Source organism: Labrenzia sp. PO1, from assembly GCF_012273635.1.
In the GTDB taxonomy this organism is placed as follows: domain Bacteria; phylum Pseudomonadota; class Alphaproteobacteria; order Rhizobiales; family Stappiaceae; genus Roseibium; species Roseibium algicola.
In genome coordinates, this window is sequence record NZ_JAAXCR010000003.1 from 828918 (window position 1) to 854045 (window position 25128).

The 25128-nt window shown below is 58.2% G+C and carries 25 protein-coding genes; 16 read left to right on the forward strand and 9 right to left on the reverse strand.

Annotated features, from left to right (window positions below; genetic code table 11):
• Positions 1-30 precede the first annotated feature (30 nt).
• From rnr to rpmG, 5 genes are all read left to right on the forward strand, one after another.
• A complete protein-coding gene (rnr, locus tag HCG46_RS18655) occupies positions 31-2283 on the forward strand; it encodes a ribonuclease R (RefSeq protein WP_205838606.1) in 2253 nt (750 codons plus the stop codon).
• Positions 2280-2750 carry a DUF983 domain-containing protein gene (locus tag HCG46_RS18660; RefSeq protein WP_173017394.1) on the forward strand — a complete coding sequence of 157 codons (471 nt, stop codon included), beginning with the start codon at positions 2280-2282 and terminating at the stop codon, positions 2748-2750. Before rnr ends, HCG46_RS18660 begins: the two co-directional genes overlap by 4 nt.
• The gene (locus HCG46_RS18665; protein WP_023004049.1) at positions 2747-3493 is read left to right on the forward strand and encodes an NUDIX hydrolase; all 747 of its coding nucleotides are present in this window, start codon (positions 2747-2749) and stop codon (positions 3491-3493) included. The genes HCG46_RS18660 and HCG46_RS18665 overlap by 4 nt, the downstream gene beginning before the upstream one ends.
• A gap of 59 nt (positions 3494-3552) precedes the next feature.
• On the forward strand, positions 3553-4074 hold the full coding sequence (locus HCG46_RS18670; protein WP_168687042.1) for an AAA family ATPase: 522 nt from the start codon (positions 3553-3555) through the stop codon (positions 4072-4074).
• Positions 4075-4230: 156 nt separating this feature from the next.
• Positions 4231-4398, forward strand: coding sequence for a 50S ribosomal protein L33 (rpmG, locus tag HCG46_RS18675; protein ID WP_023004047.1), 168 nt, complete (start codon positions 4231-4233; stop codon positions 4396-4398).
• A 601-nt stretch (positions 4399-4999) separates the two neighbouring features.
• Here rpmG and HCG46_RS18680 read toward each other — a convergent pair.
• On the reverse strand, positions 5000-5371 hold the full coding sequence (locus HCG46_RS18680; protein WP_006934912.1) for a response regulator: 372 nt from the start codon (positions 5369-5371) through the stop codon (positions 5000-5002).
• A 137-nt stretch (positions 5372-5508) separates the two neighbouring features.
• Here HCG46_RS18680 and HCG46_RS18685 point away from each other — a divergent pair, with 137 nt between their 5' ends.
• Genes HCG46_RS18685 through HCG46_RS18695 form a run of 3 tightly spaced genes read left to right on the forward strand, consistent with a single transcriptional unit; the run spans position 5509 to position 7841 of the window.
• A complete protein-coding gene (locus tag HCG46_RS18685; protein WP_023004046.1) occupies positions 5509-5808 on the forward strand; it encodes a DUF3572 domain-containing protein in 300 nt (99 codons plus the stop codon).
• A complete protein-coding gene (locus HCG46_RS18690) occupies positions 5801-6493 on the forward strand; it encodes an HAD family hydrolase (protein WP_023004045.1) in 693 nt (230 codons plus the stop codon). Before HCG46_RS18685 ends, HCG46_RS18690 begins: the two co-directional genes overlap by 8 nt.
• Positions 6494-6527: 34 nt before the next feature.
• The gene (locus HCG46_RS18695) at positions 6528-7841 is read left to right on the forward strand and encodes a DNA polymerase IV (protein WP_023004044.1); all 1314 of its coding nucleotides are present in this window, start codon (positions 6528-6530) and stop codon (positions 7839-7841) included.
• Positions 7842-7882: 41 nt separating this feature from the next.
• On the opposite strand, the gene HCG46_RS18700 is transcribed toward HCG46_RS18695, so the two are convergent.
• Positions 7883-8755 carry a cell envelope integrity EipB family protein gene (locus HCG46_RS18700; protein ID WP_205838582.1) on the reverse strand — a complete coding sequence of 291 codons (873 nt, stop codon included), beginning with the start codon at positions 8753-8755 and terminating at the stop codon, positions 7883-7885.
• Positions 8756-9031: 276 nt separating this feature from the next.
• On the opposite strand from HCG46_RS18700, the gene HCG46_RS18705 reads away from it, so the two are divergent.
• The 3 genes from HCG46_RS18705 to HCG46_RS18715 all read left to right on the forward strand — a co-directional run bounded on the left by HCG46_RS18705 (position 9032) and on the right by HCG46_RS18715 (position 11783).
• Complete coding sequence (locus HCG46_RS18705) at positions 9032-9499, forward strand: RidA family protein (protein WP_168687043.1); 468 nt, start codon at positions 9032-9034, stop codon at positions 9497-9499.
• Positions 9500-9586: 87 nt separating this feature from the next.
• Entirely contained in the window at positions 9587-10366 is a 780-nt protein-coding gene (locus tag HCG46_RS18710; protein WP_055653722.1) for a glycerophosphodiester phosphodiesterase family protein, read from the forward strand.
• A gap of 91 nt (positions 10367-10457) precedes the next feature.
• Positions 10458-11783 carry a GNAT family N-acetyltransferase gene (locus tag HCG46_RS18715; protein WP_205838583.1) on the forward strand — a complete coding sequence of 442 codons (1326 nt, stop codon included), beginning with the start codon at positions 10458-10460 and terminating at the stop codon, positions 11781-11783.
• Positions 11784-11797: 14 nt separating this feature from the next.
• Here the strand turns inward: HCG46_RS18715 and HCG46_RS18720 are convergent, their stop codons facing one another.
• The 3 genes from HCG46_RS18720 to HCG46_RS18730 all read right to left on the reverse strand — a co-directional run bounded on the left by HCG46_RS18720 (position 11798) and on the right by HCG46_RS18730 (position 14160).
• Positions 11798-12652, reverse strand: a complete 855-nt coding sequence (locus tag HCG46_RS18720; RefSeq protein ID WP_168687044.1) for a GNAT family N-acetyltransferase — start codon at positions 12650-12652, stop codon at positions 11798-11800.
• A gap of 126 nt (positions 12653-12778) precedes the next feature.
• Positions 12779-13099, reverse strand: a complete 321-nt coding sequence (locus HCG46_RS18725; protein WP_055653719.1) for an antibiotic biosynthesis monooxygenase family protein — start codon at positions 13097-13099, stop codon at positions 12779-12781.
• A gap of 131 nt (positions 13100-13230) precedes the next feature.
• Positions 13231-14160 (reverse strand): LysR substrate-binding domain-containing protein, encoded by a 930-nt coding sequence (locus HCG46_RS18730; protein ID WP_168687045.1) that lies wholly within the window; start codon positions 14158-14160, stop codon positions 13231-13233.
• Between the two features lie 122 nt (positions 14161-14282).
• Here HCG46_RS18730 and HCG46_RS18735 point away from each other — a divergent pair, with 122 nt between their 5' ends.
• The 3 genes from HCG46_RS18735 to HCG46_RS18745 all read left to right on the forward strand — a co-directional run bounded on the left by HCG46_RS18735 (position 14283) and on the right by HCG46_RS18745 (position 15724).
• A complete protein-coding gene (locus tag HCG46_RS18735; RefSeq protein WP_031270751.1) occupies positions 14283-14468 on the forward strand; it encodes a YdcH family protein in 186 nt (61 codons plus the stop codon).
• A gap of 32 nt (positions 14469-14500) precedes the next feature.
• Positions 14501-14704 carry a hypothetical protein gene (locus tag HCG46_RS18740; RefSeq protein WP_168687046.1) on the forward strand — a complete coding sequence of 68 codons (204 nt, stop codon included), beginning with the start codon at positions 14501-14503 and terminating at the stop codon, positions 14702-14704.
• 192 nt (positions 14705-14896) lie between these two features.
• Positions 14897-15724: a bifunctional allantoicase/(S)-ureidoglycine aminohydrolase gene (locus tag HCG46_RS18745; protein ID WP_168687047.1), complete on the forward strand. Its 828-nt coding sequence runs from the start codon at positions 14897-14899 to the stop codon at positions 15722-15724.
• A 251-nt stretch (positions 15725-15975) separates the two neighbouring features.
• Here HCG46_RS18745 and HCG46_RS18750 read toward each other — a convergent pair whose 3' ends face one another.
• The 4 genes from HCG46_RS18750 to HCG46_RS18765 all read right to left on the reverse strand — a co-directional run bounded on the left by HCG46_RS18750 (position 15976) and on the right by HCG46_RS18765 (position 22748).
• On the reverse strand, positions 15976-19080 hold the full coding sequence (locus HCG46_RS18750) for an efflux RND transporter permease subunit (RefSeq protein WP_168687048.1): 3105 nt from the start codon (positions 19078-19080) through the stop codon (positions 15976-15978).
• A 33-nt stretch (positions 19081-19113) separates the two neighbouring features.
• Positions 19114-20208 carry an efflux RND transporter periplasmic adaptor subunit gene (locus HCG46_RS18755; RefSeq protein WP_168687049.1) on the reverse strand — a complete coding sequence of 365 codons (1095 nt, stop codon included), beginning with the start codon at positions 20206-20208 and terminating at the stop codon, positions 19114-19116.
• Between the two features lie 13 nt (positions 20209-20221).
• Positions 20222-20785 (reverse strand): TetR/AcrR family transcriptional regulator, encoded by a 564-nt coding sequence (locus HCG46_RS18760; protein ID WP_023004031.1) that lies wholly within the window; start codon positions 20783-20785, stop codon positions 20222-20224.
• Positions 20786-21020: 235 nt separating this feature from the next.
• Positions 21021-22748, reverse strand: coding sequence for an EAL domain-containing protein (locus HCG46_RS18765; protein ID WP_209009525.1), 1728 nt, complete (start codon positions 22746-22748; stop codon positions 21021-21023).
• Between the two features lie 77 nt (positions 22749-22825).
• Here HCG46_RS18765 and HCG46_RS18770 point away from each other — a divergent pair, with 77 nt between their 5' ends.
• Positions 22826-23725 carry a sugar kinase gene (locus HCG46_RS18770; protein ID WP_023004029.1) on the forward strand — a complete coding sequence of 300 codons (900 nt, stop codon included), beginning with the start codon at positions 22826-22828 and terminating at the stop codon, positions 23723-23725.
• A 177-nt stretch (positions 23726-23902) separates the two neighbouring features.
• The gene (locus HCG46_RS18775; RefSeq protein ID WP_209009526.1) at positions 23903-25078 is read left to right on the forward strand and encodes a hypothetical protein; all 1176 of its coding nucleotides are present in this window, start codon (positions 23903-23905) and stop codon (positions 25076-25078) included.
• The last annotated feature ends 50 nt before the right edge of the window (positions 25079-25128 follow it).

Sequence of the window (25128 nt, forward strand, 5' to 3'; positions counted from 1 at the left end):
AATCGAAAACACGCCAAGGTTCCGGGTGAAATGCCATCACGCGAGGATATTCTCGCGTTTGTTGCAGATAACCCGGGGCGTGCGGGCAAGCGCGAGATTGCCCGTCATTTCGGTATTATCGGCGGGGCCCGCATCCATCTGAAAAAGATGTTGAAGGACCTGACCGACGACGGCCTGATGGAAAAGCGCAACAAGCGCATGATCCGTCCTGGCGATCTGCCGCCGGTTTTCGTGGCCAATCTCATTGCACGCGACCGGGACGGTGAGCTGATCGCGACCCCTGTCGACTGGGACGACGAGGCTGGCACTCCGCCGAAAATTCTGGTGCTGACCGGCAAGACCAAGGCGACGCAACCCGGCCTGGGTGACCGCGCACTCGTGCGCCTGACCGAAGCTGAGAGCGGCCCCGAAACAGAACATGTTGCCCGCGTCATCCGTGTTTTGGAAAAGCGTCAGGGTGCAATCCTCGGGATTCTGCGGAAGCGTGACGGCACCCGCCCGCCCTATCTCGAACCGATTGACCGCAAGCAGCGGGAACTCGACATTGATCCGCGTGACCTCAAGGACTCAGAGGACGGAGATCTTGTCAGCGTTCAGGTGACGCGCTCCGGCCGCTACGGCCATCCCGTCGCGTCGGTGGTTGAGCGCTTCGGCTCGATGAATTCGGAAAAGGCGGTTTCGGAGATCGCCCTGCAATCGCATGGCATTCCGCATGTCTTTCCGGCAGCTGTAGAAGCGCAGGCCGAGAGCGCAAAGCCGGTAGAGAAACTCGGCAAGCGCGAAGACTGGCGGCAGGTGCCGCTGATCACCATCGACCCGCCCGACGCAAAAGACCACGACGACGCCGTCTACGCCGAAGCGGACGAGGACCCTTCCAACGAAGGCGGCTATATTTGCTATGTGGCGATTGCGGATGTCGCATACTACGTCACCCCCGGCTCTCCGATGGACCGGGAAGCGAACCTGCGCGGCAACTCGGTCTATTTTCCCGACCGGGTGATCCCGATGCTGCCAGAGCGTATTTCCAACCAGCTCTGTTCGCTCCGGGAAAAGGAAGACAAGCCGGCGCTTGGCGTGCGGATGGTGTTCGACAAGACCGGACGCAAGACCGGGCACACCTTTCACAGGGTGCTGATGCGTTCGGCGGCAAAACTCTCCTATCTGCAGGCCCAGAAGGCGATTGACGGCACGACAGACGAGAAGACCGAAACCCTGCTCGACGGCGTCCTGAAGCCGCTATGGGCCGCTTACGCCGTGCTGAAGAAGGGACGCGAGGCGCGCGAACCGCTGGAACTCGATCTGCCGGAACGCAAGATCAAGCTGAAACCGGATGGAACTGTCGATCATGTGTATGTTCCGGAGCGTCTGGACGCCCACAAGCTGATCGAAGAATTCATGATCCAGGCGAACGTGGCAGCCGCCGAAACGCTGGAGCAGAAGAAAACGTCCCTGCTCTACCGGATCCACGATGCCTCGACCCCGGAGAAGCTTGAAAACCTGAAAGACTTCCTGTCGACGCTCAACATCAAGCTGCCGTCTTCCGGAGGTCTGCGCCCGTCAGCCTTCAACGGCATACTTGCCAAGGTGAAGGACACACCGCAGGCCAATCTCGTCAACGAAGTGGTCTTGCGCAGCCAGGCCCAGGCAGAATACGCCCCGCAGAACATCGGCCATTTCGGCTTGAACCTGCGGCGGTACGCGCATTTCACGTCACCGATCCGCCGGTATGCCGATCTTATCGTTCACCGTGGGCTGATATCCGCGCTCGGGCTTGGCAAGGATGGCTTGCCGGAAGGTATCGAGACGAAGCTTGAGGCCATCGGCGCTGAAATCTCGGCCGCTGAACGGCGGGCAATGCTTGCCGAACGCGACACCATCGACCGTCTGATTGCCCTTTGGATGAGCGACCAGATCGGCGCGAGTTTTCAGGGCAGAATTGCAGGGGTGGTCAAGTCCGGCATGTTTGTTCGCCTGTCCGATACAGGTGCCGACGGCTTCGTACCGGCCTCCACAATCGGCCTCGATTATTATCGCTATGACGAAGGGTCGCACGCCCTGATAGGTGACAAAACCGGCGAGACCTACCAACTTGGCGATCAAGTGGAGGTCCGGCTGGTGGAAGCAGCCCCCTTTGCCGGTGCACTGACATTCGAGCTGCTGAGCCACGGCAGCATTGCCGGCAAACGCATCCGGAAAGCCGCGCCGAAGGTGCGGCGTGGGCCGCCGAAGGGCGGACGCAGCAAGGCCTCACCGAAGAAACAGGGTCGAAGGAGATCTTCGTGACGGTCCGGTATGAACTGCACGACAAACTGGAATCGCCGGAAACAGCATCCGAAAAACCGCGGCGCAATGTTCTTCAGGCCATGCTGCGCGGTGCCGGCAACCGGTGCATGAACTGCGGAAAAGGCAAGGTGTTCGATGGCTTCCTTCAGCCACACTATGCCTGCTCTGTCTGCGGTGAGGAGTTCCATCACCATCGCGCGGACGACGCCCCGCCCTATTTCACAATCACCATTGTCGGCCACATTATCGTTCCCGGCCTTCTGGCCGTGGAAGTGTTGTGGCATCCCGCGTTGTGGATCCATATGTCTCTCTGGGTCCCGCTGACGCTGATCCTGTCGCTGTCGCTTCTGCGACCGATCAAAGGCGCGCTGATCGGTCTGCAGTGGGCGCTCTACATGCATGGTTTTGACCCGGATGCGGAAGACGACACGCCTCCCATTCCGGTGCCTTCCGAAAGGGTGACATGAGCGGTTCGTTCGAAAAGCAGCTGGCAAAAGACGAAAAAGCCGGAAACTATCCGTATATCCGTCCCAAGGATGCCGCAACGCTGCTCATTCTGGACCGCGACGATCGGGGTTCCGTGAAGCTGCTGATGGGCCGTCGTCACATGCGCCATGCCTTCATGCCGGGAAAATTCGTGTTCCCTGGTGGCAGAGTGGATGTCTCCGATTCCCGTGTGACCGACGTGCTTCCCTATCATCCGGACGTCGAGGCAAAGCTTACGCAGGACCTGAAGAACGCCAAGTCTGCCGCGCGCGTTCGTGCGCTGGCCCTGGCCGCCATTCGGGAAACCTATGAAGAGGCCGGGCTGTTTATCGGCCGTCAGGCGCACAACAACCACCTGCACCTTGGTACCGGCTTCGAGGCATTTGCCGAGCGCGGCATACAGCCCGACCTGAGCGGCCTTCGGATGATTGCGAGGGCCATCACCCCACCGCAACGCCCGCGACGCTTCGACACCCGTTTTCTGGCCGTCTGGGCGGACGCCATTGCCGACAGGTTGCCCGATGGAACCGGCCCGTCCGGCGAACTGGAAGATTGTGCCTGGCTGACTTTCGAAGAGGCGAGGCAGAAGGATCTGCCGATGATCACCAACAAGATCCTGACCGACCTGGAAGACAGGCTGGCGAAAGACCCTGAGCTTTCACCGACGACGCCTGTCCCCTACTATTTCTTTCGCAAGGGCGGTTTCGTGAAGCAGGAGCTCTGAAGTTACCTGTACCTGGCGGATTGCCGGCCGTTGCAACACACAAAGGTGTGTCCAGGCTTATGCCTATCCTGATTGCCCTTTCCGGTTTACCCGGCGTCGGCAAGTCGACGATAGCAAAGGATCTGAGCGGGCGGCTGCCCGCATTTCTTTTGCGAGTGGATGCGGTTGAAGCTGCCCTCAAACGCAGTGTCTTGAACATTCATCCGGCTGAAGACGCGGGTTACCTCGCCCTTGCTGCTATCGCTGCCGGAAACCTGGAAATTGGTCACAACGTCGTTGCCGATACGGTCAACCCGGTTGCCGAATCCAGGCAATTGTGGAGGGAAACCGCTCAATCAACCGGCGCGACACTGCTGAATGTCGAGATTATCTGCTCGGATGAGCGCGAACACCGCAAGCGCGTTGAAAGCAGGGAAACCGAGATTGACGGACTGACCCTGCCCCGGTGGCCTGAGGTACGAAGTCATGAATACGAACCGTGGACGGAACCATGTCTCCAGCTGGATAGTTCCAGCCTGAGCGTGGGCCAATCGGTTGATACGATAACGAAGGCTTTGACAGCACTGCGGCAGAATGGCTGACATGGTTCGAAAAGGCGGCTGAACCATAGCAAGTGCTTGACTTTCGCGCTGCGATGAGTAGTTTGCGCGCTGATTTCAGACATTGGGGCAGATTCATCGCCAGCCATCTGGCCGCAAGAACTCTTTGCCCGACAACAGAGAACAGGATCCAAGGCCATGGCCAAGGCGACAACAATCAAGATCAAGCTCCTCTCCACGGCTGACACCGGCTTCTTCTATGTCACCAAGAAGAACTCCCGTACGATGACCGAGAAGATGGTCAAAAAGAAATACGACCCGGTTGCCAAGAAGCACGTCGAGTTCAAGGAAACCAAGATCAAGTAAGATCTGGTTCCTGATGATTTTTAAAGAACCCGCCGGAAACGGCGGGTTTTTTCATGCGTGGCCGAATGTGATTTTGAAATTTTGTCGGCGCAGGCCAGCGTCGTGAAACCTGTTTCCACAAATGATTACTGTGCGGACGCAGAGGCACGACGACGCAGCTTCAGCATTGCTGCTGGTGCTGCTTCTTGATTTTCGGTTGAAAGATTAGTGGTCGGCGGGAACACGGCATTCGAGGAGGCCACTCATCGGCCGGTTCCCTGCCGACCTGCCCCACGGACCCAGGAGATGCGGCGGACCTGAGCACTCCGAGGGGAAACTGTATTGCCCGTTTTGACGCTACGGCATTCTTTACCACGTCATTGAGGCGATCAGGAAAAACACTAATCTGCGGTCACACTACCTGAATGTTGCCTGATTGCAATATTTTCCGCAAAATATGCACAGAAACAATGCCGTTTTAGTAAATCCGTAACCTTAATATGAAGAGCGCGTGAACGCGAGGTTTTGCGATTCGCAGGAATTGGTTGCACGCAGCCATGCCAAACAACCGTGAAACCTTGCAGAAATCTTTACCTGCCGCAGCTCTACCGACGGCGGCCCGTTACGCTTCGCCGAGATATGCCCGAACTGTTTCCAGGAATTTCGCTACGGAGATCGGCTTGGATATGTAAGCTTCGCACCCGCCCTGCCGGATACGCTCCTCATCACCTTTCATGGCGAAAGCGGTCACGGCGATAACCGGGATGGAAGCGATATCCTCGTCTTCCTTGATCCATTTCGTGACTTCCAGCCCCGACACTTCCGGCAGCTGAATATCCATCAGGATCAGATCGGGATGATGCTCACGGGCCAACTGCAAGGCTTCGATGCCGGTCCGGGTCTGCAATGTATTATAGCCGTGCGCTTCGAGCAGATCATGAAACAGCTTCATGTTCAGCTCGTTGTCTTCGACGATCAACACGGATTTTGCCATATGTCCGGCCCTTTACCCGGCCTCTTGCCGGTCCCATTTTATCTTCGCAGCACATTTTAGTCCGCGGTAGAACCCTTCCCCGGTCCGCATTAAATTTCTTCTAACCCGGAATCGTTTCAGAAAGGCAAAAAAACACAATGAAAAATATACAGAGCAAGTCATTGTCCGTTGAAGAAGCACAAGGAATTGCTACTGAAGCTCTTCTCCAACTCAGCCGTGACCCGGAACAGATCGGCAGGTTTCTTGCTTTTTCTGGAATTGGACCGGAAATGATTCGAGAAGCGGCGGGAGAACCGGGGTTTCTTGCCGGTGTGCTCGAGTTCTACATGATGGATGAAGCGCTGCTGCTTGCCTTTTGTGAAAATGCCGGGATACGGCCAACGATGATGGCCGCTGCACGCTACGCAATTGCCGGCGGAGACGAAGACCATGCCTGAACCGACGCAAGTGCTGCCCGAAGTTCTTGCGCAGATCCAGGCACTGCCGTTTTCGAACCGTCCTTTGATCATCTGCGATGTGGATGAAGTGATTTTGCATCTGATCGCTCATCTGGAAGACTATCTTCACGCTCGTGACCTGGCTTTCCTGAAGTACGAGTACAGGCTGACCGGCAATATTGGTCGGCGGGACAACGGTGAACCCCTGTCGTCCGACGACGTTCGCAGACTGCTTCTGGAGTTCTTCGACGAAGTCAGCCATCGTCAGGACATGGTCCCCGGTGCAGGCGATGCGCTCAATGCACTTGCACAGCAATGGGACGTTATCCTGCTGACCAATCTGCCCGGAGGTCACAACAAGCCAGTGCGGGAAAAGCTGCTCACCGGGCTCGGTATCACCTTTCCGTTGCTGACGAATTCCGGTCCCAAAGGTGGTGCGGTTGCAGCTCTGTCTCGTGGACGTCCGGAGCCGGTTGTCTTCATTGACGACAGTCCGACCAACCACACCTCCGTGAACGCGACCCTGCCGTCTGCTGTCCAGATACAGTTCATCGCAGACGCCAGATTTCTGCAGACCACTGAAAAGGCAGGTTACATCGATCTGTTGAGCAGCGATTGGCAGGAGACGGCCGCCTTTATCGGAGCTATTCTGCAGGGCTCGAACCGAAACCAGCAGAGCGGCTGATTGCCCATCCGCACCGCAGCCGATTGCCAACGCCGTGTCCCAACCCGTTCCGCCCTTACGTGCCCTTTGCCGAGACTGCGGTGCCCGCCTCGCCCCGTCCGCAGCCAGGTGCACCCGCTGCGGCAGCCCGAGGCTGGTCAAGCATCCGGAACTCGACACGCTGGCCATTGCCCACATTGATTGCGATGCCTTTTATGCCTCGATCGAAAAACGCGACAATCCGGAGCTGCAGGACCAGCCGGTAATCGTTGGCGGAGGTCAGCGCGGTGTGGTTTCCACATGCTGCTACATCGCCCGCATTTACGGTGTGCGGTCCGCAATGCCCATGTTCAAGGCGCTTGAGGCTTGCCCGCAAGCGATCGTGATCAAGCCTGACATGGCCAAATACGCGAGTGTCGGCAAGGAGATCCGTGAACGCATGCGTGCGCTCACGCCCCTGGTGGAGCCTTTGTCCATCGACGAAGCTTTTCTTGATCTGACGGGCACCGAACGCCTTCACAAGAAGTCTCCGGCGGAAACACTCGCCGGCTTCATACGCGACATGGAAGCCGATATCGGCATATCGGCGTCTGTCGGCCTTGCCCCCAACAAGTTTCTGGCAAAACTTGCGTCCGATCTCGAAAAGCCGCGTGGTTTCTCCGTCATCGGCACGGCGGAAGCTGAAGACGTGCTGGCGGCCATGCCTGTGGGCCGCATCTGGGGTGTCGGCAAGGTGTTCCAGCAGAAACTGGAGAGGGACGGCATTCGGACAATCGGACAGCTGCAGGAAATGGAAGCGACGGATCTCGCCCGCCGATACGGCACCATCGGCCTGCGTCTGGCCCGTCTTTCGCATGGAGACGACAGCCGTGAAGTCACTCCTGAACGGGGTGCAAAAAGCGTTTCTGCGGAAACCACCTTCTTCACCGACATTTCGAGTTTCGACACACTGCGTCCCATTCTCAGAAACCTGGCCGAGAAAGTGTCTGCGAGGCTCAAGAAGGCGGAACTCTCAGGGCGCGGAGTGACCTTGAAACTGAAAACCGCCGACTTCAAGACGATCACCCGCGCTAGGCATTTTTCCGATCCGACCCAATTGGCCGACAAGATCTACGCGGCGGGTGAAAATCTTCTTCAGATCGAAGCCGATGGCCGACGTTTCCGGCTTATCGGCATCGGGGTCAGCGATCTGGAAAATGCGGACCGCGCCGATCCGAGAGACCTGCTCGACCAGTCGGCCGAACGACGGAAGAATGCGGAACTGGCCGTGGATCGGCTTCGGGACAAGTTCGGAACGTCAGCTGTCGAACTCGGCCTCACGCACGCAGCGCGCGCGGCGAAGGAAGCCAAGAAGCAGGGTGACAAGTAGTGCGCCTGTCACCCGATCATTTCAAGAAGCGGTCTTGCCGGTTACTGCTGCGGGCACTCGGTTTCATCGTAAAGCTCCAGCGATGCCATCTTGCCTTGGATGGTGAAATCGCCGTAGTCGAGCTTCAGGTGTCCGCTGATGCCGTTTTCATATAGCCAGAATGACAGCTGATAGACCGGCAGAAGCTCTCCACTTGCGTCTTCGGCACTCGGGTCGAAGTAGGCGACGGTAACGGGCCAGTAGCCCTTGCCGGACAGCGGTGCATCCACGTGGTCAGCATCGGTTTTTGCGTCGTTGACGGCTTTGGCACCGATCACCGTCGTCGTTGCATAAACCTTTTCTCCGGTTTCGGCGCCGTCATAGATGTCGGCTGCAACAAAATGGACGCCCGCCTCGGCCGACTTCATGATCGTCAGAAGATGCTCCGTCGGAAACAGCACTTCCCGGCCAATCTCCAGCGATTTTTCCGAAGGTTCCTTCAGTTCGACAGTACGTGCTTTCTTTCCGCTCCGTGCCGTTCCACGGGTCGCTTCGACCAATTTCTGATCGACAAAGGTCTTGGAGAGGAACTGGTAGCTCTCGGCGCGTGGCTCTTCGAAGGAAGTCGTCTGCAGATCAGTGATCTGTGAACCACCGTCGGTATTCTGGAACTCGGTGACAAAGCGGAAGTTTACGCTGTAGCCCTCGCAGGCGCTTCCGGAGAAATCGTAGACCATGCGTCCGTTGAGGCCCGCGATCCCGGCTTGCTCCTCGCTGTCTCCCAGGTTCATGTCGTAAACGGCGCGATGGGGCACGAGTTTAAAGCCGACAGTGCCGCTCGCATCGGCGTCGGTCACGCCAGACACCGCAAAAGCTGCGGCGGCCAAAACGATCGCACCAACGGTCGAGGACACTGACTTCGGAACGCATTGCATCAAAAAAACCTCATTCTCGTCCTGGTGGAAACGCCACCTGGACCGGTTCCACACATTATGCGGCAAACTGCACATTCCGCCACCGCGAATGTGCAGCCATGCCCCAAGCCCCGCTGGCCTGTTATTTCACAAATCGTCCTTCTCAAGTGGTGACCGTGGCAATCGAAACCAAGCTCCTCCACAGTTTCCTTTTACCGTACACACCCCATTTTGACCTTGTCACCTGTGACGAATTACGCCAAGACACGCCGAAAGCTCTCAAACTTGGAGACCCCCATGAGCAGCGCGATCGAAGCCCGGCTGAACGAATTTGGCATCACCCTTCCGGAAGCGGCGGCACCCGCGGCCAACTATGTGCCTTTCCTGCAGACCGGCAATCAGCTGTTCGTTTCCGGCCAGTTGCCGATGGCAGGCGGCAAGCTTCAGATCTCCGGCAAGCTGGGTGACGGTCTGGGCATCGACGAAGGCAAGGCCGCTGCCAAGCTGTGCGCCATCAACCTGCTTGCACAGGCAAAGGCTGCCACCGGAAATCTCGACAAGGTTGCCCGACTGGTGAAGATCGTCGGCTTCGTGAACTCCACGGCCGAATTCGTCGACCAGCCGCAGGTCATCAACGGCGCATCCGACTTCCTGGTAGAAGCGATGGGCGAAAAGGGCCGCCATGCGCGCTCCGCCGTCAGCGCCGCGTCCCTGCCCTTCGGTGCTGCTGTCGAGATCGAAGCGATTTTCGAAATCGAAGACTGACTGATTGCGGGGAGCCAGGCCTCCCCCACACTCTTCCCGAAGCCACACCGGCCGGTGAGGCATTTTCCTTCCTGACGAGCCCCCGCCATGACACCGGAACTCGAAGCCATCTTCGCCCGCCCGATCGCCCATCGGGGTTATCACGATGCCGACAACGGCGTCATCGAGAATACGCCTACCGCAATTCAGCATGCGATCGACAAGAATTTCGCGATCGAGGTGGATGTTCAGGAAACGGCAGACGGCGAAGCTCTGGTGTTCCATGACTACACGCTGGAGCGCCTTGCGGAGGGAACCGGCAGGGTTATCGATCTGGCCGCACCCGAGCTCACCAGCATTCACATGAAGACCGGAACAGACAAGCTCTGGCTCCTGAAGGATCTGTTCGATCTTGTCGACGGCCGCGTCCCGCTGGTGGTCGAGATCAAGTCGTTGATGCGCCGTGATGCGCAAATGGACTTTGTCCGGCACGTGACGGACCAGGTGGCGGGCTACAAGGGCCCTGCATGCATCAAGTCATTCGATCCGGACATGTTGTCCATAGCAAAGGCACGCAACGCCTCGGTGCTGCGCGGTATCGTCGCCGACGGCGCCGAGCCCGGACCTGACTATGCCCGCTACAGCCGTGTCGACCGGTTCATCCTGCGCCATATCCTGCATGCACCGCGCACGCGCCCGCATTTCATTTCCTACGGTGTCAAGGACCTGCCAAAGGCCGGACCCAGTCTGCTGCGCTCTGTGTTCAAGGTGCCGCTGATGTCCTGGACGGTGAGGACCACCGAACAACGAGAAAAGGCCGATCGCTACGCAGACCAGATCGTTTTCGAGGGCTTTGATCCGGACAGGAGCGCAGCCCGTTCCCTTTAGAAATAACCATTACACGACATCAACCTCTTGCACTGCAAAATGCCAGCGCTACATCAAGAGTATGGTTTCAAACTTTGGTTTCTTCTGACGCATGACCTCCTCCCGGTCCACGGACGGCAACTCCCCGGCTACAGATGACGGCGGACAGACAGCGACCTTGCGAATCCTGTCTTCCTTGAAGGATGTCACTGCCTCCAACTGGGATCAGGTGGCCAATCCAGGCTGGCAGCTTTCCGGGCGGGGGTTCTTGAAGAAAGACCCGAAATGCGAGGCGCTGGCCGAGCTTTCCGGGGCACTTGGCGGCAGTTCCGAATTTGCCGGTGAGGACATCGATTTCAACCCGTTTCTGTCCCACGCTTTTCTGGAGGCTCTGGAGGCTTCCGGATGTGCAACGGAAGCGACAGGCTGGCTGCCCAGACACATGGTGCTGGAAGATAGCGGCGGCGAGGTCCTCGGTGCCGTGCCGGCTTATCTCAAGAGCCATTCGCAAGGCGAATATGTGTTCGACCACGGTTGGGCCGACGCCTTCTACCGTGCAGGTGGTGACTATTATCCGAAACTTCAGATCAGCGTGCCCTTCACGCCGGCAACCGGACGCCGGTTCCTGACAGGTGCCGGTGTCAACCGTGAAGCGGGCCTTCAAGCGCTTGCCGCCGGTCTGGTACAGGTGTGTCAGCGCTCCGGGGCTTCATCCGTGCATACCACTTTCCTGACCAAACCGGAATGGGACAGTCTGGGTGAACTAGGATATCTGCAACGGACCGATCAGCAGTTTCACTGGGAAAACCACGGTTATGACAATTTCGACGGCTTTCTGGCAGATCTGGCGTCGCGCAAGCGCAAGGCCGTCAAGAAAGAGCGGCGCGAAGCCCTGAGCGCAGAGGGCATTGAGGTGGAATGGGTCACCGGGTCCGATCTGACCGAGGCCCATTGGGACGCCTTCTACAAATTCTACATGGACACGGGTTCACGGAAGTGGGGCCGCCCCTATCTGAACAGAAAATTCTATTCGCTGATCAATGAGAGGTTGGCTGACCGCACCTTGCTGGTTCTTGCCAAACGGCACGGCCAATACATTGCCGGTGCCCTCAACTTCATCGGCTCGCACACCTTGTTCGGGCGCCATTGGGGCTGCACCGAGCACCATCCGTTCCTGCATTTCGAGCTCTGCTACTACCAGGCGATCGACTTTGCCATCGCCAACAAGTTGAAGCGCGTTGAAGCCGGCGCTCAAGGTGCCCACAAGCTGGCGCGCGGCTATCTGCCGACCACAACCTATTCCGCCCACTGGATCGCCCATGAAGGGCTACATCAGGCTGTCGCCGATTTTCTTGAACACGAACGCCTTGCCGTCGAACGCGAGAACGAGGCGCTGGCCGAACACGCGCCATTCCGCAAGATCGACCAAGAGACCTGAACCTTGGTGTGCACTTAGCAATCAAGCCGCATTTCGTATTGTTGCAGCAGCTCTTCCGCACCTGACAGGCGCAGGAATGCGTTGGCGCTTTGCGCAGCGGTGTCGACGTTGACAAACCGTAGTTCGGATCCGCCCAGGGCCTCCATCAGCCCCTGCAACAAGACTCGGCCAATGCCTTGGCGACGATGGTTCTTGTGAGCGGCGATCTGCGCGACCGCGCCATCGGCAAAACTCGCCCCCCACCCCAGAATTTCATCGTCATGGCGAACAGCCAGAAGGTGGATATCAGGGCTCAAACCACGAAGCCCGGCAATACTGTTCTGGGGGGTCGGCAAGGTATCGAAATAGGGGCCGGTATCATCAGGAAGATCGTTCAAGCCGATCCGCTCCAGCACCCACTCTCCGACCTGCGACTTGAGCGCCTTGCTGTTCACGAGCCGAAAGACACCAAGTGTCCTTTCGCGGCGAAAGCCAAAGGCTTCATAAGCAGAAACCGCCTTTTCGTTTGTCGTGATGACCTCAAGCTGCAGGCCTTTCGCACCGACCTCAAGCTGCTTTTCGAGGACCGCTGCAAGAAGCTTTCTCGACAGGCCTTTGCGACGATGCGCAGGACTGGTCCCGACGGACAACGTATAGGCCCTGTCGCCATAGCTGGAGTTCGGCAAGCTCGAAAACCAGAAGGCTGCAATCTCTTCCCCTGCCATCGCAACGAAGGAATGCTCTGCCGAAAACCCGCGCTGGCGCTGAAACTCACGGAAATCCTTCTCGCTCAGATGCAGTGGCGTGACGTAATCCGAGAAAGCAATGTTCAAGGCCTCGCACAGCTGGTCAGCACCAAACAAGCGGCAATCGACAATCTGGTAGGACATGGAAGTTTCCGAAAAATGCGGGAGGTCCGCAAGGAACCTCCGGCCCCTGTTCCAGGAGCCCGGAGCAATGTGCAACGCCGGTCGTTCACGACCGGCGCCATCACGATTTCTGTCATGAAGGTCAGGTCAGTCGTAGGCGTCCACGACGTCGTACATCACCGGTTCGAAACTCTTGCACAATGAACTGATACGCCGGTTGCGCTCACGCATTTCCGGTGAACGCAACATGGCCAGGAAATCCTCCCGTCGGCGCCACTGCGAATAATTGGCGATACGGGTTTGAGCATCGTTGACATGCAGCCCGGCACCAATGAAACCCGGCTGATGGCTAATGAAATTCTCGTAGGCGTCCTTCAGTTCGTCCAGAAGGTCGTAGCATGTGCCCGGTGTCATTTCGAAAGTGGTAATGACGGTCTGGCAATCGCGGTCGCTTGAAATTTCAGGCATGGGGCTCTCCTCCTCCGCCGGTACCTCCGAGGCTGGCACGTTTTTAGCGGACCGGCAATATGGGGAGGATTACGTGGCACGGGGGACCATCAATTCTGCTTTACGCTTCCAATTACCTTTGTGAGCCTCTTTCAGGCCGGCTCGACACCCTCAACTTGCATGCTGTTCACCGCCTGGAGCGCAAGGGTCAGCAGGTTTTCGAAATGGGTGGTTCGGGAAGACCCGCATCGCCAGACGAGATGCATCGTCCGGCGCATCGGCAAGCCCTCGATCTTCTTCAAAAGAAGATCCGGCTCCTTTCCGAACTCGGACGCAATGTAAGCGGCGGGAAAGAGTGCCAGTCCCATGCCGATCGAAGCCATCTGGCGCAAGGCATCAAGGCTTGTGCCTTCATAGTCCTGCCGGAAGTCCGCCCCCGCGGCATGTGCCAACGCCTGAACATCGTTGTGGAGGCGAAACCCCTGACCGAGTGCAAGCAGCTTCTCGCCGCGCAACATATCCACCGGGATCACTTCGACTCCAGCCAAGGGGTGCGACTTCGGCACGGCAAGTGACACGCTTTCCCGGCACAGCACCTGTGCCGTCCACTGATCCGATGACGCAAAATCCGGTGTCAGAATGCAGTCGAGCGCACCGGACATCAGTCCCTCTTCCAGGAGATTGGGCCTGTCTTCGCGGATGTAGAGCTCAAGAAGCGGAAATTCACGTTTCAGGATTGGCAAAAGGTAGGGCATGAAATACGGCCCGAATGTGGGCGAGACCCCAAGGCGGATCAGACCGCCGAGATTGGATTGTCCTGCCTGGGCGACAGTCACGATTTCGTCGAGATTTTCGAGGGTACGCCGTGCAAGCGGCAGCAGGCGCTCACCGGAGGCCGTCAGGCTGATCCCCCCACTGCCGCGCTCCAGCAAGGTGCAGCCAAGTTGCTCTTCAAGCAGCTTGAATTGTGCTGAAAGCGTCGGCTGCGAGACGTAGCAGCGAGAGGCAGCCCTGCCGAAGTGCAAGGTTTCTGCGAGTGCAACGAAATAGTCCAGCTGCCGTGACGATGGCCGAAACCGCATGTCGCCTCCCTGAGTGATAGAAAACTTCTATCAACTCAATCGAAACAATGTATTTCATCTATTCTCTCCGCGTATCCATATCAAGGGTGTCGAAGACACAGCCCACGAAAGAGGAGCAGGCGATGTACAACAGACTGAAGTCGCTGCGCAGCCAGCACAACACCCTGGATTCCCTGATCCGCAGAGAGGAAATGCACCCTTATCCGGATACGCAGCACATACGGTCGTTGAAGAAATTCAAGCTTCGGTTACGGGATGAGATTACCCGGATCGAGACCAACCTGAGCTCCTCTCAGCTGGTCTACTGACCGGCAACACAACGCCAATCGGGATGTTTTGAATGAATCCGTTCCTGCCATTCTTTTCACCCTTTGCGGCCCTGCTGCGCACGCCTTCCAGACAGTCCCGCCTGAAGGATATCGATGCTCGCATGGCCTCGTTCCTGCGCGAGAAACAGACGTCGGGCGCTGCCTGCCCCAAGGTGCTCGACAACGTCAAGACCGCAAGGAGCACAGTCCAGCGCGAGATGGTCTCGGCACGTTAGAACCACGTCCCGAAAAGAGGACGGGTTCCCGGCCCCAACCGGATTTCCGCCATCCGGACCACGCTGACCATCCAGCTGGACATCCCGCCCGCAGGCCTCGCGGGCGGGTTTTCTTTTTCGTTGCCTTGGCGTAAGCCGCGCTTTCTAATTCAGCTCGAAACACTGTTTCGGCAACGGTTCAGGGAAACCCGCATGACCTCATCGCCCTACTACTCTCCAAGCGGCGGTCACCCGCCACAAACCCAGCTGCTGACCGACCGGGCCGTCTTCACGGAGGCTTATGCCGTCATCCCGAAGGGAACGATGCGTGACATCGTCACCAGTTATCTGCCGTTCTGGGAAAAGACCCGGCTTTGGGTGCTGTCACGCCCTCTCTCCGGATTTGCAGAGACCTTCTCCCAATACATCATGGAAGTGCAGTCGGGCGGCGGCAGCAAGAACCCGGAGCAGGACGCCGATGCAGAAGCCGTTCTCTTCGTGGTGCAAGGAAAACTGACACTAACAATCGAGGGGAATGTGCACGTACTGGAAGACGGTGGATACGCCTATCTACCGGCCGGTTGTGCCTGGACGGTCGAAAATTCGGCCGATGCTCCAGTCCGGTTTCACTGGATCCGGAAAGCCTATGAAGCAGTCGAGGGACTGGCTGCCCCGGATGCATTCGTAACGAACGAAAAACAGATCAAGCCGACCGAAATGCCGGGGACGGACGGCAAGTGGGCAACCACCCGTTTCGTCGCGCCGGAAGACCTGCGTCATGACATGCATGTGACCATCGTCACCTTCGAACCGGGTGCCGTTATCCCGTTTGCCGAAACCCATGTGATGGAGCACGGGCTTTACGTGCTGGAGGGCAAAGCCGTCTACAGGCTCAATCAGGACTGGGTCGAGGTTGAAGCCGGTGACTACATGTGGCTGCGCGCCTTCTGCCCGCAAGCCTGTTATGCCGGCGGGCCAGGCAAGTTCCGCTATCTGCTCTACAAGGATGTCAACCGGCACATGAAACTCAGTCGCGGCTGAAAGGCAGACTGAGAAAATGAGTCCGGATACGTCGACAAGATCTTGATATCACGAGACTAGATGCCTCTTGAGGCCATAGTGAAACCCGGAACTGCATTTCCGTGTTTCCTGCACTCCCTGGCGTAACGGGTTGGGTCCCATGATCAAGCCATGGGGGGCCGATGTTGGTTGGCGTTGGGATGTCATTTGAGAGAAAGACAAAAGGCGGCTCGAAGGCCGCCTTTCAAGTTCGTGAGTGACCGCGTCCGGGGTTACTTGGCCGGAACGGCATCCGCCGGAACTGACGGTTCCGCCTTCGTCTTGTCTTTCTTCGGCGGGCGAATCCGGAAGAACAGGGCATAGAGCACGGGTGCGGCAATCAGGGTCAGCACGGTGGCAAACGCCAGACCGCCCATGATTGTCACTGCCATGCCCCGGAAGAAGGCATCCGACAGGAGCGGTGCCATGCCGAGGATGGTGGTGATCGCCGCCAGCATCACCGGCCGCATACGTGAGACGCTTGCATCGACGATTGCCTGGTATTTGTCCCTGCCCTCGCCAATCAGAAGATCGATCTCTTCAAGAAGCACGATGGCATTCTTGATGAGCATGCCGGAAAGCGACAGGAAGCCAAGCAGCGACATGAAGCCGAAGGCTGTGTCCGTGGCCAGCAAGGCAATGGCAACACCATTGATCGACATGGGCACCATCAGCCAGATGATCAGCGGCTGCCGCACGGAGCCGAACAGCAGGATCGAGATGATCAGCATGACCAGGAAACCGAGCGGCAGCTGCGCACCCAGAGATTCCTGCGCATCGTTGGTGCTTTCATATTCACCGCCCCACTCCAGCGCATAGCCCGGAGGCAGCTCGATGGCCTCGATTTGCGGACGGACCCTTGCAAGAGCAGCAGTCGCGGTTTCGCCCGCAGTCGTCTCAGCCTTCACCGTAAGCGTGCGCACGCGATCACGGCGATGGATGAGCGTATCCTGAGGCTCCATCACGAATTCCCGCACAACCTGCTCGATTGGCACATAGCGGCGTTCATTGCTGCTCAGGACCAAAGAGTCCGACACGCTCTCGTTGACGGAGATGCCGTTCTGTTCGGCCTTGCGGGCGACAATCGGAATGCTCTCGTCGACATCGCGGTAGGAGCCGACACGAATGCCTTCGGTCGAAAACTGCAGGGCGACCGACAGCTCCTCGCGGGTCACACCGGAAATACGGGCACGGTCTTCATCGAAGATCGGCCGCACGACAAGTTCGCGCTGGCGCCAGTTCGTGTTGACGTCTGCAAGCTTGTTGTCAGGCATCGCGAAGATCGCCTGCGCCTCGTTGCCGAGCCGCTTGAGCTCATCCGCATCCGGACCGGAGAACCGTGCCTCGATCTTGGCACCGCCACCGGGACCGAACACCAGGCGCTTGGTGATGATCTGAGCAGACGGGAAACGTTCGGCGAACTGCTCCCTCAACTCAAGCGCCAGCATGTCGATCTCTTCACGATCATGCGTCCGGATGATCATGTGGCCATAGGCCGGGTTGGCGTCTTCCGGTGCGTAGGTCAGCATGAAACGCGTTGCACCACCGCCCGCAAAGCTAGTGACGGTTGCGACCCGCTCATCCGTGAGGACGATTTTCTCCATCTCCTTCAGGTCCGCCTCGGTCGACCGGATATCGGTTCCCTGGGGTGACCAGTAGTGGACGTAGAAGATCGGCGTGTTGCTGTCCGGAAAGAAGGCCTGCTTCACGTTGCCGAAGGCCATGACACAGATAACCGTGATCCCGACAAGTGCGGCAACGGTCAGCAGCCGCACATGCAGGGAACCGATCAGAATCCCGCGATAGGCCTTGTAGAGAATGCCCTTGTAAGGGTCATGATCGTCCAGATTGCCGGTGGCGGTTCTGAAGAAGTACTTGCCGAACAGCGGGGTCACAGTGATCGCGAAGACCCACGACAACAGCAGCGATATTCCGATCACGGCAAACAACGAGAACAGAAACTCACCGGTAGCATCCGGCGACAGGCCGATGCCGGAAAATGCCATGATGCCGATGACAGTTGCCCCCAGCAACGGCCACATGGTCTGAGCGACGACGCGGCTGGCCGCCTCGATCGCCTTCTGGCCACGCTGCATGTTGATCATCATGCCTTCCGCCACCACGATGGCGTTGTCCACCAGCATACCCATGGCAATGATAAGCGCACCGAGCGAGATGCGCTCCATCTCGATGGCGAAGATGCGCATGAACAGAACGGTGGCCATCACGGTCAACAGAAGCACCGTGCCGACCACGATTGCCGCGCGCCACCCCATGAACAGCGCCAGAACACCGATCACGATGACGACGGAGGCCGCAAGGTTCATGATGAAGCCGTTTACGGATTCATCGACCACGATATTCTGCTCGTAGATGGGATGGATCTGCATGCCGACCGGCAATTGCGCTTCGACGGCGGCAAGCTTCTCGATCACCCGTTCGCCGACTTCGACAATATTGGTGCCATCGACCTGAGACACGCCAATCGTCACTGCCGCGTGGCCATCATGGCGTATCAACCTGTCCGGCTTCTCCGGCTCGCCCAACTCCAGCGTCGCGATGTCGGACAGGCGGATCATTGCCGTCGACCCTGCCCTGCCGATGACGAGATCCTGAATGCCGCGGAAGTCGTCAAAGGCGGAAGCCGTCATGAGGCGAATGCGTTTGTCACCTGAAACACCCGACCCGTTGGTCTGAATACGGTTTTCCGCATCCAGCACACCGATCACGTCGGTGAAAGTAATGCCGAGCCCGGCCATCTTGTCCTGATTGACATTCAGGTAGATGACATCCTGCGGTTCGCCGGCAACTTCCACCTTGCCGACCCCGGGAACCGTCAGGAGTTCGCGCCGGATACGCTTGACCGTGTCGCGAATGTCCCGGTTGGTATAACCGTCAGCAGTGAAGGCGTAGAAAAGGCCATAAACATCGCCGAAATCGTCATAGACCAGCGGCGTTCCCGCCCCTGTCGGCAGGTTCCGGACCTCGTCATTGACCTTGCGCCGCAATTCGTCCCAGACCTGAGGCAATTCTTCGCCGTCGTAGGTTGGCTTGATTTCGACGCTGATGCGCGACAAGCCGGGCTCCGACACGGATGTGATCAGATCCAGTTGCGGCATCTGCTGGATGGCCGTTTCGAGGTTTTCGGTAATTTCGTTTTCGACTTCAGCCGCAGTTGCGCCTGGATAGCTGGTGATCACCTGAGCCTGCTTGATGGTGAACGCAGGATCTTCCAGCCGCCCCACGGTGGACAGGCCCCAGAGCCCGCCCAGAAGCGACATGATCACGATCATCCAGGTGTTGACCGGCTTTTGAATGGAGTAGCGTGCAATATCCAAGGTTTCTGATCCTCTTGCCTGTCCGGAACCGGATCAGTTCAAACGCCGCACGACCTGGCCGTCGCTGAGATAGGCGACGCCGGCGGAAACGATGTCATCGCCTTTGTCCAGGCCGGAGCGGACCGGAATGAAGTCACCCATGACCGTGCCGATTTCGACCGGGTTCTTGGACACGGCGCCCGTGTCGGCATCGAATTTCCAGACGTAGGAGCTGCCATCACCGTCGACTGCAATTGCACTTGAGGGCACCAGGAACTGTTCTCCCAATTCCAGACCTTCCGGCAGAAACTTCACGGTGACAGAAGCCGTCATGCCGGGTGACAGCTGCTCTGCGCCGTCGCGAGGCATGGCAAGGGTGATACGATAGGTTTGCGCCACATCGTCGACCTGGCTGGAATGCTCGCGGTAGGTCAGCGGAAACAGCTTGTCGCCATAGGCCGGGAACCTTGCCTCGATCGAGGCCACTTCAGACTCAGATACCCGTCCGAACAGCGCCTCGGCAACGTTGATGTCCACCTGCACTTCCGACACATCGTGAAGCCGCACAACCGGTGTGCCGACACTGACCGTGGTGAAATTGTCGACCAGTCGTACTGAGACGATCCCGTCGAAAGGTGCTTTCAACGTGGTGTATTCGAGGTTCTGCTTGGCTTCCTTCAACGTCTCAAGCGCAAGGTCGTGCTTGTTCTTCTGCTCGTCGTAGGCGGACTGTGAGATCACGGAGCGTTCGCGCAGGGTTTCCAGCCGGTCGAGTTCCCTCTTTGCCTGCTCGGCATTGATCGTCGCCTCGCGGACGGCACGGTCGTAGTCAGTCGTGTCCAGCGTGGCGATCAGGTCGCCCTCTTTCACGCGCTGGCTTTCCAGAACCGGAAGCGCAACAAGCTTGCCCGGCACCTGAAAGGACAAGTCGACGGTCTTTACCGCCGCAACCCGGCCCGCGAACCGCCGCTCCAGCAAACCTATCTGGTCTGTCACCGTAAAGATCTTCGCAGGCCTTGGCGCGGCGTGAAGCTTTGCTTCTGCTTCGGAAACCGGATCAACTGCGTCTTCCTGGCAGGCTGCGAGCATCCCCGCAGCAAACAGGAGGGCGACCCAACGGCGGATTGGGGCTTTGTGAAGTGCCAGCATTTGGTCTTCCGTTCTAGTCTTGGAGTTGGGTCAGACGCTTGCGCAGTTCCTGAAAAACCAGCGCGCGTTCTTCATCTGTGAAAATCGTGACGCAATGCGCCTCGGAGAAATGCAGACCTTCCAGGCACGCCCAGATTGCCCAGGCTTTGCCGCGGTCGGAAAGTTCGGCTTCGATGGCCGCCTTCATACGGGATTTCACGCCCATGAAGGGTTCACTCAGGTCGGGACGGTCTGCTTTCGTGGCCAGCATGGCCTGCGCAAGATCCCGCTGCTCACTCAGCCAGCCTTCGGTGACTTCGATCATGGCGCTCAAGGTCGGGCATTCGGAAGAAAGGTTCCGCTCCCGCGCAGCGGACACTTCGGCTTCGAACTGGCCCGCAAGGAATTCCACCATGCCTGTAATCAGCGCGTCCTTGGTGGGAAAATTATAGAGCACCCCACCTTTCGAAAAGCCGCTTTCCTCGGCCACGGCATCCATGGTGAGGCTTTGCGCTCCCGAGCGTCTCACGACTTCGAGTGCAGCCTTCAGTATTTCCGATTTTGATTCATGCGAGTTGCGTGTCGAACGCGCGGCCATTTCTATACCGTCCAGTCAGTACAGTTTCGCGCTATTTATACCGTCCAGCCGGTACAGACAAGAGGGCACACTGGCATAAGTTCGCCAGCTTTTTCATCCTGCTCACACTCGAAGCGTGTCCAGGCAGCCGGACACTCCAAAAACTGGCACGGGTAAGAGCCTGTGCCAACCGACAGAACCTGATTTTTTTCGAGATCGATCCAGGTAAAAAAAAACAGCCAGCCGGGAGCCCGGATCAGGCCGCAGCGTTCTTGCGCATTGCAGCTTCGTTTGCCGCCTGTTCTGCGGCGGCAGCTTCCGCTGCAAGCCGCGAACGCTCATTGGCTTCTTCATCGGTGCGTTCTGCAAAGGCGATGAATTCATCGGCCGGCATGGGGGCTGCGAAGAAGTACCCCTGGGCAGCGGTAACGCCAAGTTCAAGCAACCGGTCGATCTGCTCTTCCATTTCGACACCTTCGGCAATGATGCCCATGCCCAGATTGTCGGCCAGTTCGACCATGGAATCGACGATGGTCGTCGAGTTGTCGTCCGACCCGATGGTATCGATGAACATCTTGTCGATCTTGATGATGTCGACGCCCAGCTTCTGCAGGTAAGCCATGCCGCCGTGGCCGGTGCCAACGTCGTCCAGCGCCACACGCACACCCAGGGCCTGCAATTCCGCGATGATCTTGCGGGCGAGTTCCATATCTTCCAGCGGATGGCGTTCGGTCACTTCCACGACGATCTGCTGGAAGGAAATCCGGGACTTTTCGAAGATCGAACGGATGTCGGAAATGATTTCGCGATCCAGGAAGTGCCCCGCGAAAAGGTTGATCGACAGCTTCAGGTCCGGGTTGTCGCCATAAAGGTCGCCGATTTCCTCCGACGACACGCGCATCATGTGGCGGGTCATGTCGAAGATATGGCCATTGTTTTCGGCATAAGCCATGAACTGGCCCGGCGAAACGATCATGCCGTTTGGACGGCGCCAGCGCATCAGGATCTCGCAGCCGCGCAACCGGCCACTCTCGATGTCCATGACAGGCTGATAATAGGGAATGAATTCGCCATTGCGGATCGCGGCGATGAATTCGTCGTCGGCCTCCCGCTCCGGACGCCAGGACAACCAGACGCCGATGGCAACGAATAGAAGCGCAATGCCGGCACAGGCGGCGGCCGCAACAACCTTCAGATCCTGCACGACATTGCCGGCGGCCGAAATCGGCGCGGTGATCGTCGCGACCAGCGGATAGAGCTGCGAGGAGACCTCGACAGACAGGATTTGCGAAGGATCGGTCGCCTCGGAGTTATAGCCGCCAATACTGTACCAGAGCAGATTGTTGCCGAGGCGCAGTTCGGCTCTGCGATAGGAGCGCAGATATTCCGGACCGGGATCGATGGCAATGACGGCGGGCGTCACTTCCGCGAACAGACGGGTCTGGTCCTTGAGATCCCAACTGATTACCGCTGCGCGAGCCCCCAGATAGTTGCGGTCCAGCATGCCGATACCGACCAGCGGGCCGTCTTCGCGCATCGGAGGAAGAACGACCTTCCCGGCCAGATCTCGATCCGGAATGATGCACATGCGTTGACCGGCCGCGTCCGCCAGCCCGATGGCGTCGATCATGCCGTGCTCGACGATCTGTTTTTCGTAAATGCCCCGGTCTTCGGCGCTACAGGTTTGCACGTCGTCACGGTCCAGTCGCTGCAGCAGGGAGACGGTCGTGGAAATTGCCTCTTCGGCGCGATGGATAGCCACATTTCCCATGGCTTCCATTTCGACGACGGCGCGGCGTTCCGCATATTGGTTGAGAATGACATTGATCGCAAAAAGCGGAGCAGTCGCCAGCGCAAGGGCGATCAGCACCGTTTTTACAAAACCAACATAGCGGAAAGACAAGTCGCGGGCCTGTTCGTGAATAAACTCTTTCTGACCATGGCTGATCTGGGTAAACAAGGACTGAAGATTCAGCAGTTTCATTCAGATCAAAGCGACCTGCCTCATTGCCGTGTTAGCTGCAGGGCAGACGAGAAAAAGCCGGACTTCGGGAGGGTTACATGCAGGCATTGTTTATTGGACAAGCCTATATCGACGTTACGTTTTTGACCGACCAGCTGCCGACGGGCGACGAAAAGACAATTGCCCGGGATTACGCGATCAGTTTCGGCGGCAATGCCGTTACAGCGGCGTTCTGCTGCGCCAAACTGGGCGGCAAGCCGGAACTGTTGTGTTCGCAGGCGGATGACTGGCTGGCGCGGATGTTCCTGGATATGGCCGCGGCCTACGGCATTTCCATTCACGGGCGCAAGGTGCGCGAGAGTTCGCTCTCCTTCATCATGCCGAAGGGTGGCAAGCGTGCCATCGTGCGCTGCCGCGACAACGAATTCCTGCATCCTTTCCCTCCCCTCACGCTTACCGGCATGAAGGCATTGCATTTGGATGGCCACATGCCGGATGCAGCCCTCCACTATGCGACCACATGCAAGAACCTCGGTATTCTGACGTCTCTCGACGGAGGTGCGGTTCGCGAGAACACGGACGAGCTTTTGAATCAGATCGACATTGCGGTCGTTTCCGAACGGTTCTGCCAGCAGCTTGGCATGTCGACCGGCGAGACCCTGGCGTATTTGCGTACCAAGAACTGTCCCGTCGGTGCTGTCACGCTCGGCGACGAAGGCATGGTCTGGTACGAAGCCGGCGGTCCGGACAAGGTTATGCCGGCCCTGAATGTACCTTTGTCGAAAGTGGTCGATTCCAATGGGGCCGGCGATGTGTTTCACGGCGCCTATGTTGCGTCCTATCTGCAATGGCCGGAAAGAAGCTGGGATCAACACTTCCGCTTTGCGCGTGGTGCCTCGACCCATGCGATCCAGCACCTGGGCAACGAAGCCAGCCTGCCGACACTGGAAGACATCGAACGCGCCAACAGCACCTTCCTTGAAAAGGCAGCTGCCTGACACAATCAGCCCCGGTAAAGCGCTGGCTACAAGGCCTTTGCGTTTCAACCGGGGAAAGTGTGACGCAGGACATATTTTGTTCGAATAAGCCCGGCTATTGCTTCAACCGGCTTTCGCCTTGCCACACTGTGGAACTTACCCCAGAGTGGGATCACCTCTATTTCGTGGAGATTTTCAATGATGTTTTCCCGTTCGCCCCGGATCGCAGCCGGTCTGACAGCCGCTGTCAGTCTGCTCGCTCTACAAGCCTCTCCGGCTCTTGCCTTCGATCCGTCCGGGAACGAGATTGCCGACGCGTTCCTGTCGCTGCTGGACGCTGAAAAAGGCACCGTCGAGAGCTACGGTTCGGTTGACGAAGCAGGTGGCGCCGTCACGCTCAGCGATATCGTCATCAGCAAGGAAGACGAGGAAGGCGCCAGCGTCACCATCGCTTCTACCGTGCTCACTGGTGGCGAAATCCAGGCTGACGGCCGGCTCAAACTGGCAAGTCTCGACATGAGCAACCTTCAGCTCACGGCCGAGGACGGCGGCATGTCGCTGGCAGACCTCAAGGTTACGGAACTTCTCCTGCCCACGCCGGAAGAAGCTGCGTCCGATACGCCGCCGGTCGGGCCCGGCTACAAGACGTTTGAAGCTAACAGCATCCAGATCCGCGATGAAGACAACCAGATTGCCGACATCACAAAAATCTCCTCTTCGATCGATGCCATGGACGGCGATCTTCCGACGGCCGGCAGTTTCGCCGTGACCGGCGCCACGATTGATGTGAAGGAACTGGAATCGAAAGAAACCAAGTCCCTCACGGATCTCGGTTATGAAACCCTGACTGTTGATGTTGCCGGTTCAGGCAAATGGGATCCGGAAGCAGCCACGCTTGTGGTGCCGGAACTCAAGATCGATGCCAAGGAAGCCGCCAGCCTGTCGCTTTCCTTCTCCATGGGCGGGGTTACCCGGGAAGTGGTCACCCAGCTCAACGAAAAGTCGGAGAAGCCGGAAGAAGCGATGGCGCTTCTACAGAACGTGACCATCGAAAATGCCAAGATCCGGCTGGACGACGCCTCTTTGACGGGCCGCGTTCTGGATCAGGAATCGAAAAAGGCCGGTGTTGACACGCCGACCTATGTAGCTGGCCTCACCGGCACACTGCCGATGATGCTTGGCATGCTGCAGAACAAGGAACTGGAAGGCAAGGTCACTCAGGCTGTGACCCAGTTCCTGAACACCCCAGGTTCGCTGGAACTGACGGCGGCACCCGGTGCGCCGGTTCCCCTGTCCCAGATCATGGGAACGGCGATGTTCGCGCCCCAGATGATCCCGCAGATCCTTTCGGTCGGCATTACCGCCAACCAGTAACTCTGCCTTTACACAGCAAAAAGCCCGGACCTTGTCCGGGCTTTTCTTGT

Bases quoted from the DNA above. Each gene is read 5' to 3' on its own strand.
- rnr (WP_205838606.1), top strand. From the start codon at position 31: ATGCCATCACGCGAGGATATTCTCGCGTTTGTTGCAGATAACCCGGGG.
- HCG46_RS18665 (WP_023004049.1), top strand. From the start codon at position 2,747: ATGAGCGGTTCGTTCGAAAAGCAGCTGGCAAAAGACGAAAAAGCCGGA.
- HCG46_RS18670 (WP_168687042.1), top strand. From the start codon at position 3,553: ATGCCTATCCTGATTGCCCTTTCCGGTTTACCCGGCGTCGGCAAGTCG.
- rpmG (WP_023004047.1), top strand. From the start codon at position 4,231: ATGGCCAAGGCGACAACAATCAAGATCAAGCTCCTCTCCACGGCTGAC.
- HCG46_RS18680 (WP_006934912.1), bottom strand. From the start codon at position 5,371: ATGGCAAAATCCGTGTTGATCGTCGAAGACAACGAGCTGAACATGAAG.
- HCG46_RS18685 (WP_023004046.1), top strand. From the start codon at position 5,509: ATGAAAAATATACAGAGCAAGTCATTGTCCGTTGAAGAAGCACAAGGA.
- HCG46_RS18690 (WP_023004045.1), top strand. From the start codon at position 5,801: ATGCCTGAACCGACGCAAGTGCTGCCCGAAGTTCTTGCGCAGATCCAG.
- HCG46_RS18700 (WP_205838582.1), bottom strand. From the start codon at position 8,755: ATGCAATGCGTTCCGAAGTCAGTGTCCTCGACCGTTGGTGCGATCGTT.
- HCG46_RS18705 (WP_168687043.1), top strand. From the start codon at position 9,032: ATGAGCAGCGCGATCGAAGCCCGGCTGAACGAATTTGGCATCACCCTT.
- HCG46_RS18710 (WP_055653722.1), top strand. From the start codon at position 9,587: ATGACACCGGAACTCGAAGCCATCTTCGCCCGCCCGATCGCCCATCGG.
- HCG46_RS18715 (WP_205838583.1), top strand. From the start codon at position 10,458: ATGACCTCCTCCCGGTCCACGGACGGCAACTCCCCGGCTACAGATGAC.
- HCG46_RS18720 (WP_168687044.1), bottom strand. From the start codon at position 12,652: ATGTCCTACCAGATTGTCGATTGCCGCTTGTTTGGTGCTGACCAGCTG.
- HCG46_RS18725 (WP_055653719.1), bottom strand. From the start codon at position 13,099: ATGCCTGAAATTTCAAGCGACCGCGATTGCCAGACCGTCATTACCACT.
- HCG46_RS18730 (WP_168687045.1), bottom strand. From the start codon at position 14,160: ATGCGGTTTCGGCCATCGTCACGGCAGCTGGACTATTTCGTTGCACTC.
- HCG46_RS18735 (WP_031270751.1), top strand. From the start codon at position 14,283: ATGTACAACAGACTGAAGTCGCTGCGCAGCCAGCACAACACCCTGGAT.
- HCG46_RS18740 (WP_168687046.1), top strand. From the start codon at position 14,501: ATGAATCCGTTCCTGCCATTCTTTTCACCCTTTGCGGCCCTGCTGCGC.
- HCG46_RS18745 (WP_168687047.1), top strand. From the start codon at position 14,897: ATGACCTCATCGCCCTACTACTCTCCAAGCGGCGGTCACCCGCCACAA.
- HCG46_RS18755 (WP_168687049.1), bottom strand. From the start codon at position 20,208: ATGCTGGCACTTCACAAAGCCCCAATCCGCCGTTGGGTCGCCCTCCTG.
- HCG46_RS18760 (WP_023004031.1), bottom strand. From the start codon at position 20,785: ATGGCCGCGCGTTCGACACGCAACTCGCATGAATCAAAATCGGAAATA.
- HCG46_RS18765 (WP_209009525.1), bottom strand. From the start codon at position 22,748: ATGAAACTGCTGAATCTTCAGTCCTTGTTTACCCAGATCAGCCATGGT.
- HCG46_RS18770 (WP_023004029.1), top strand. From the start codon at position 22,826: ATGCAGGCATTGTTTATTGGACAAGCCTATATCGACGTTACGTTTTTG.
- HCG46_RS18775 (WP_209009526.1), top strand. From the start codon at position 23,903: ATGATGTTTTCCCGTTCGCCCCGGATCGCAGCCGGTCTGACAGCCGCT.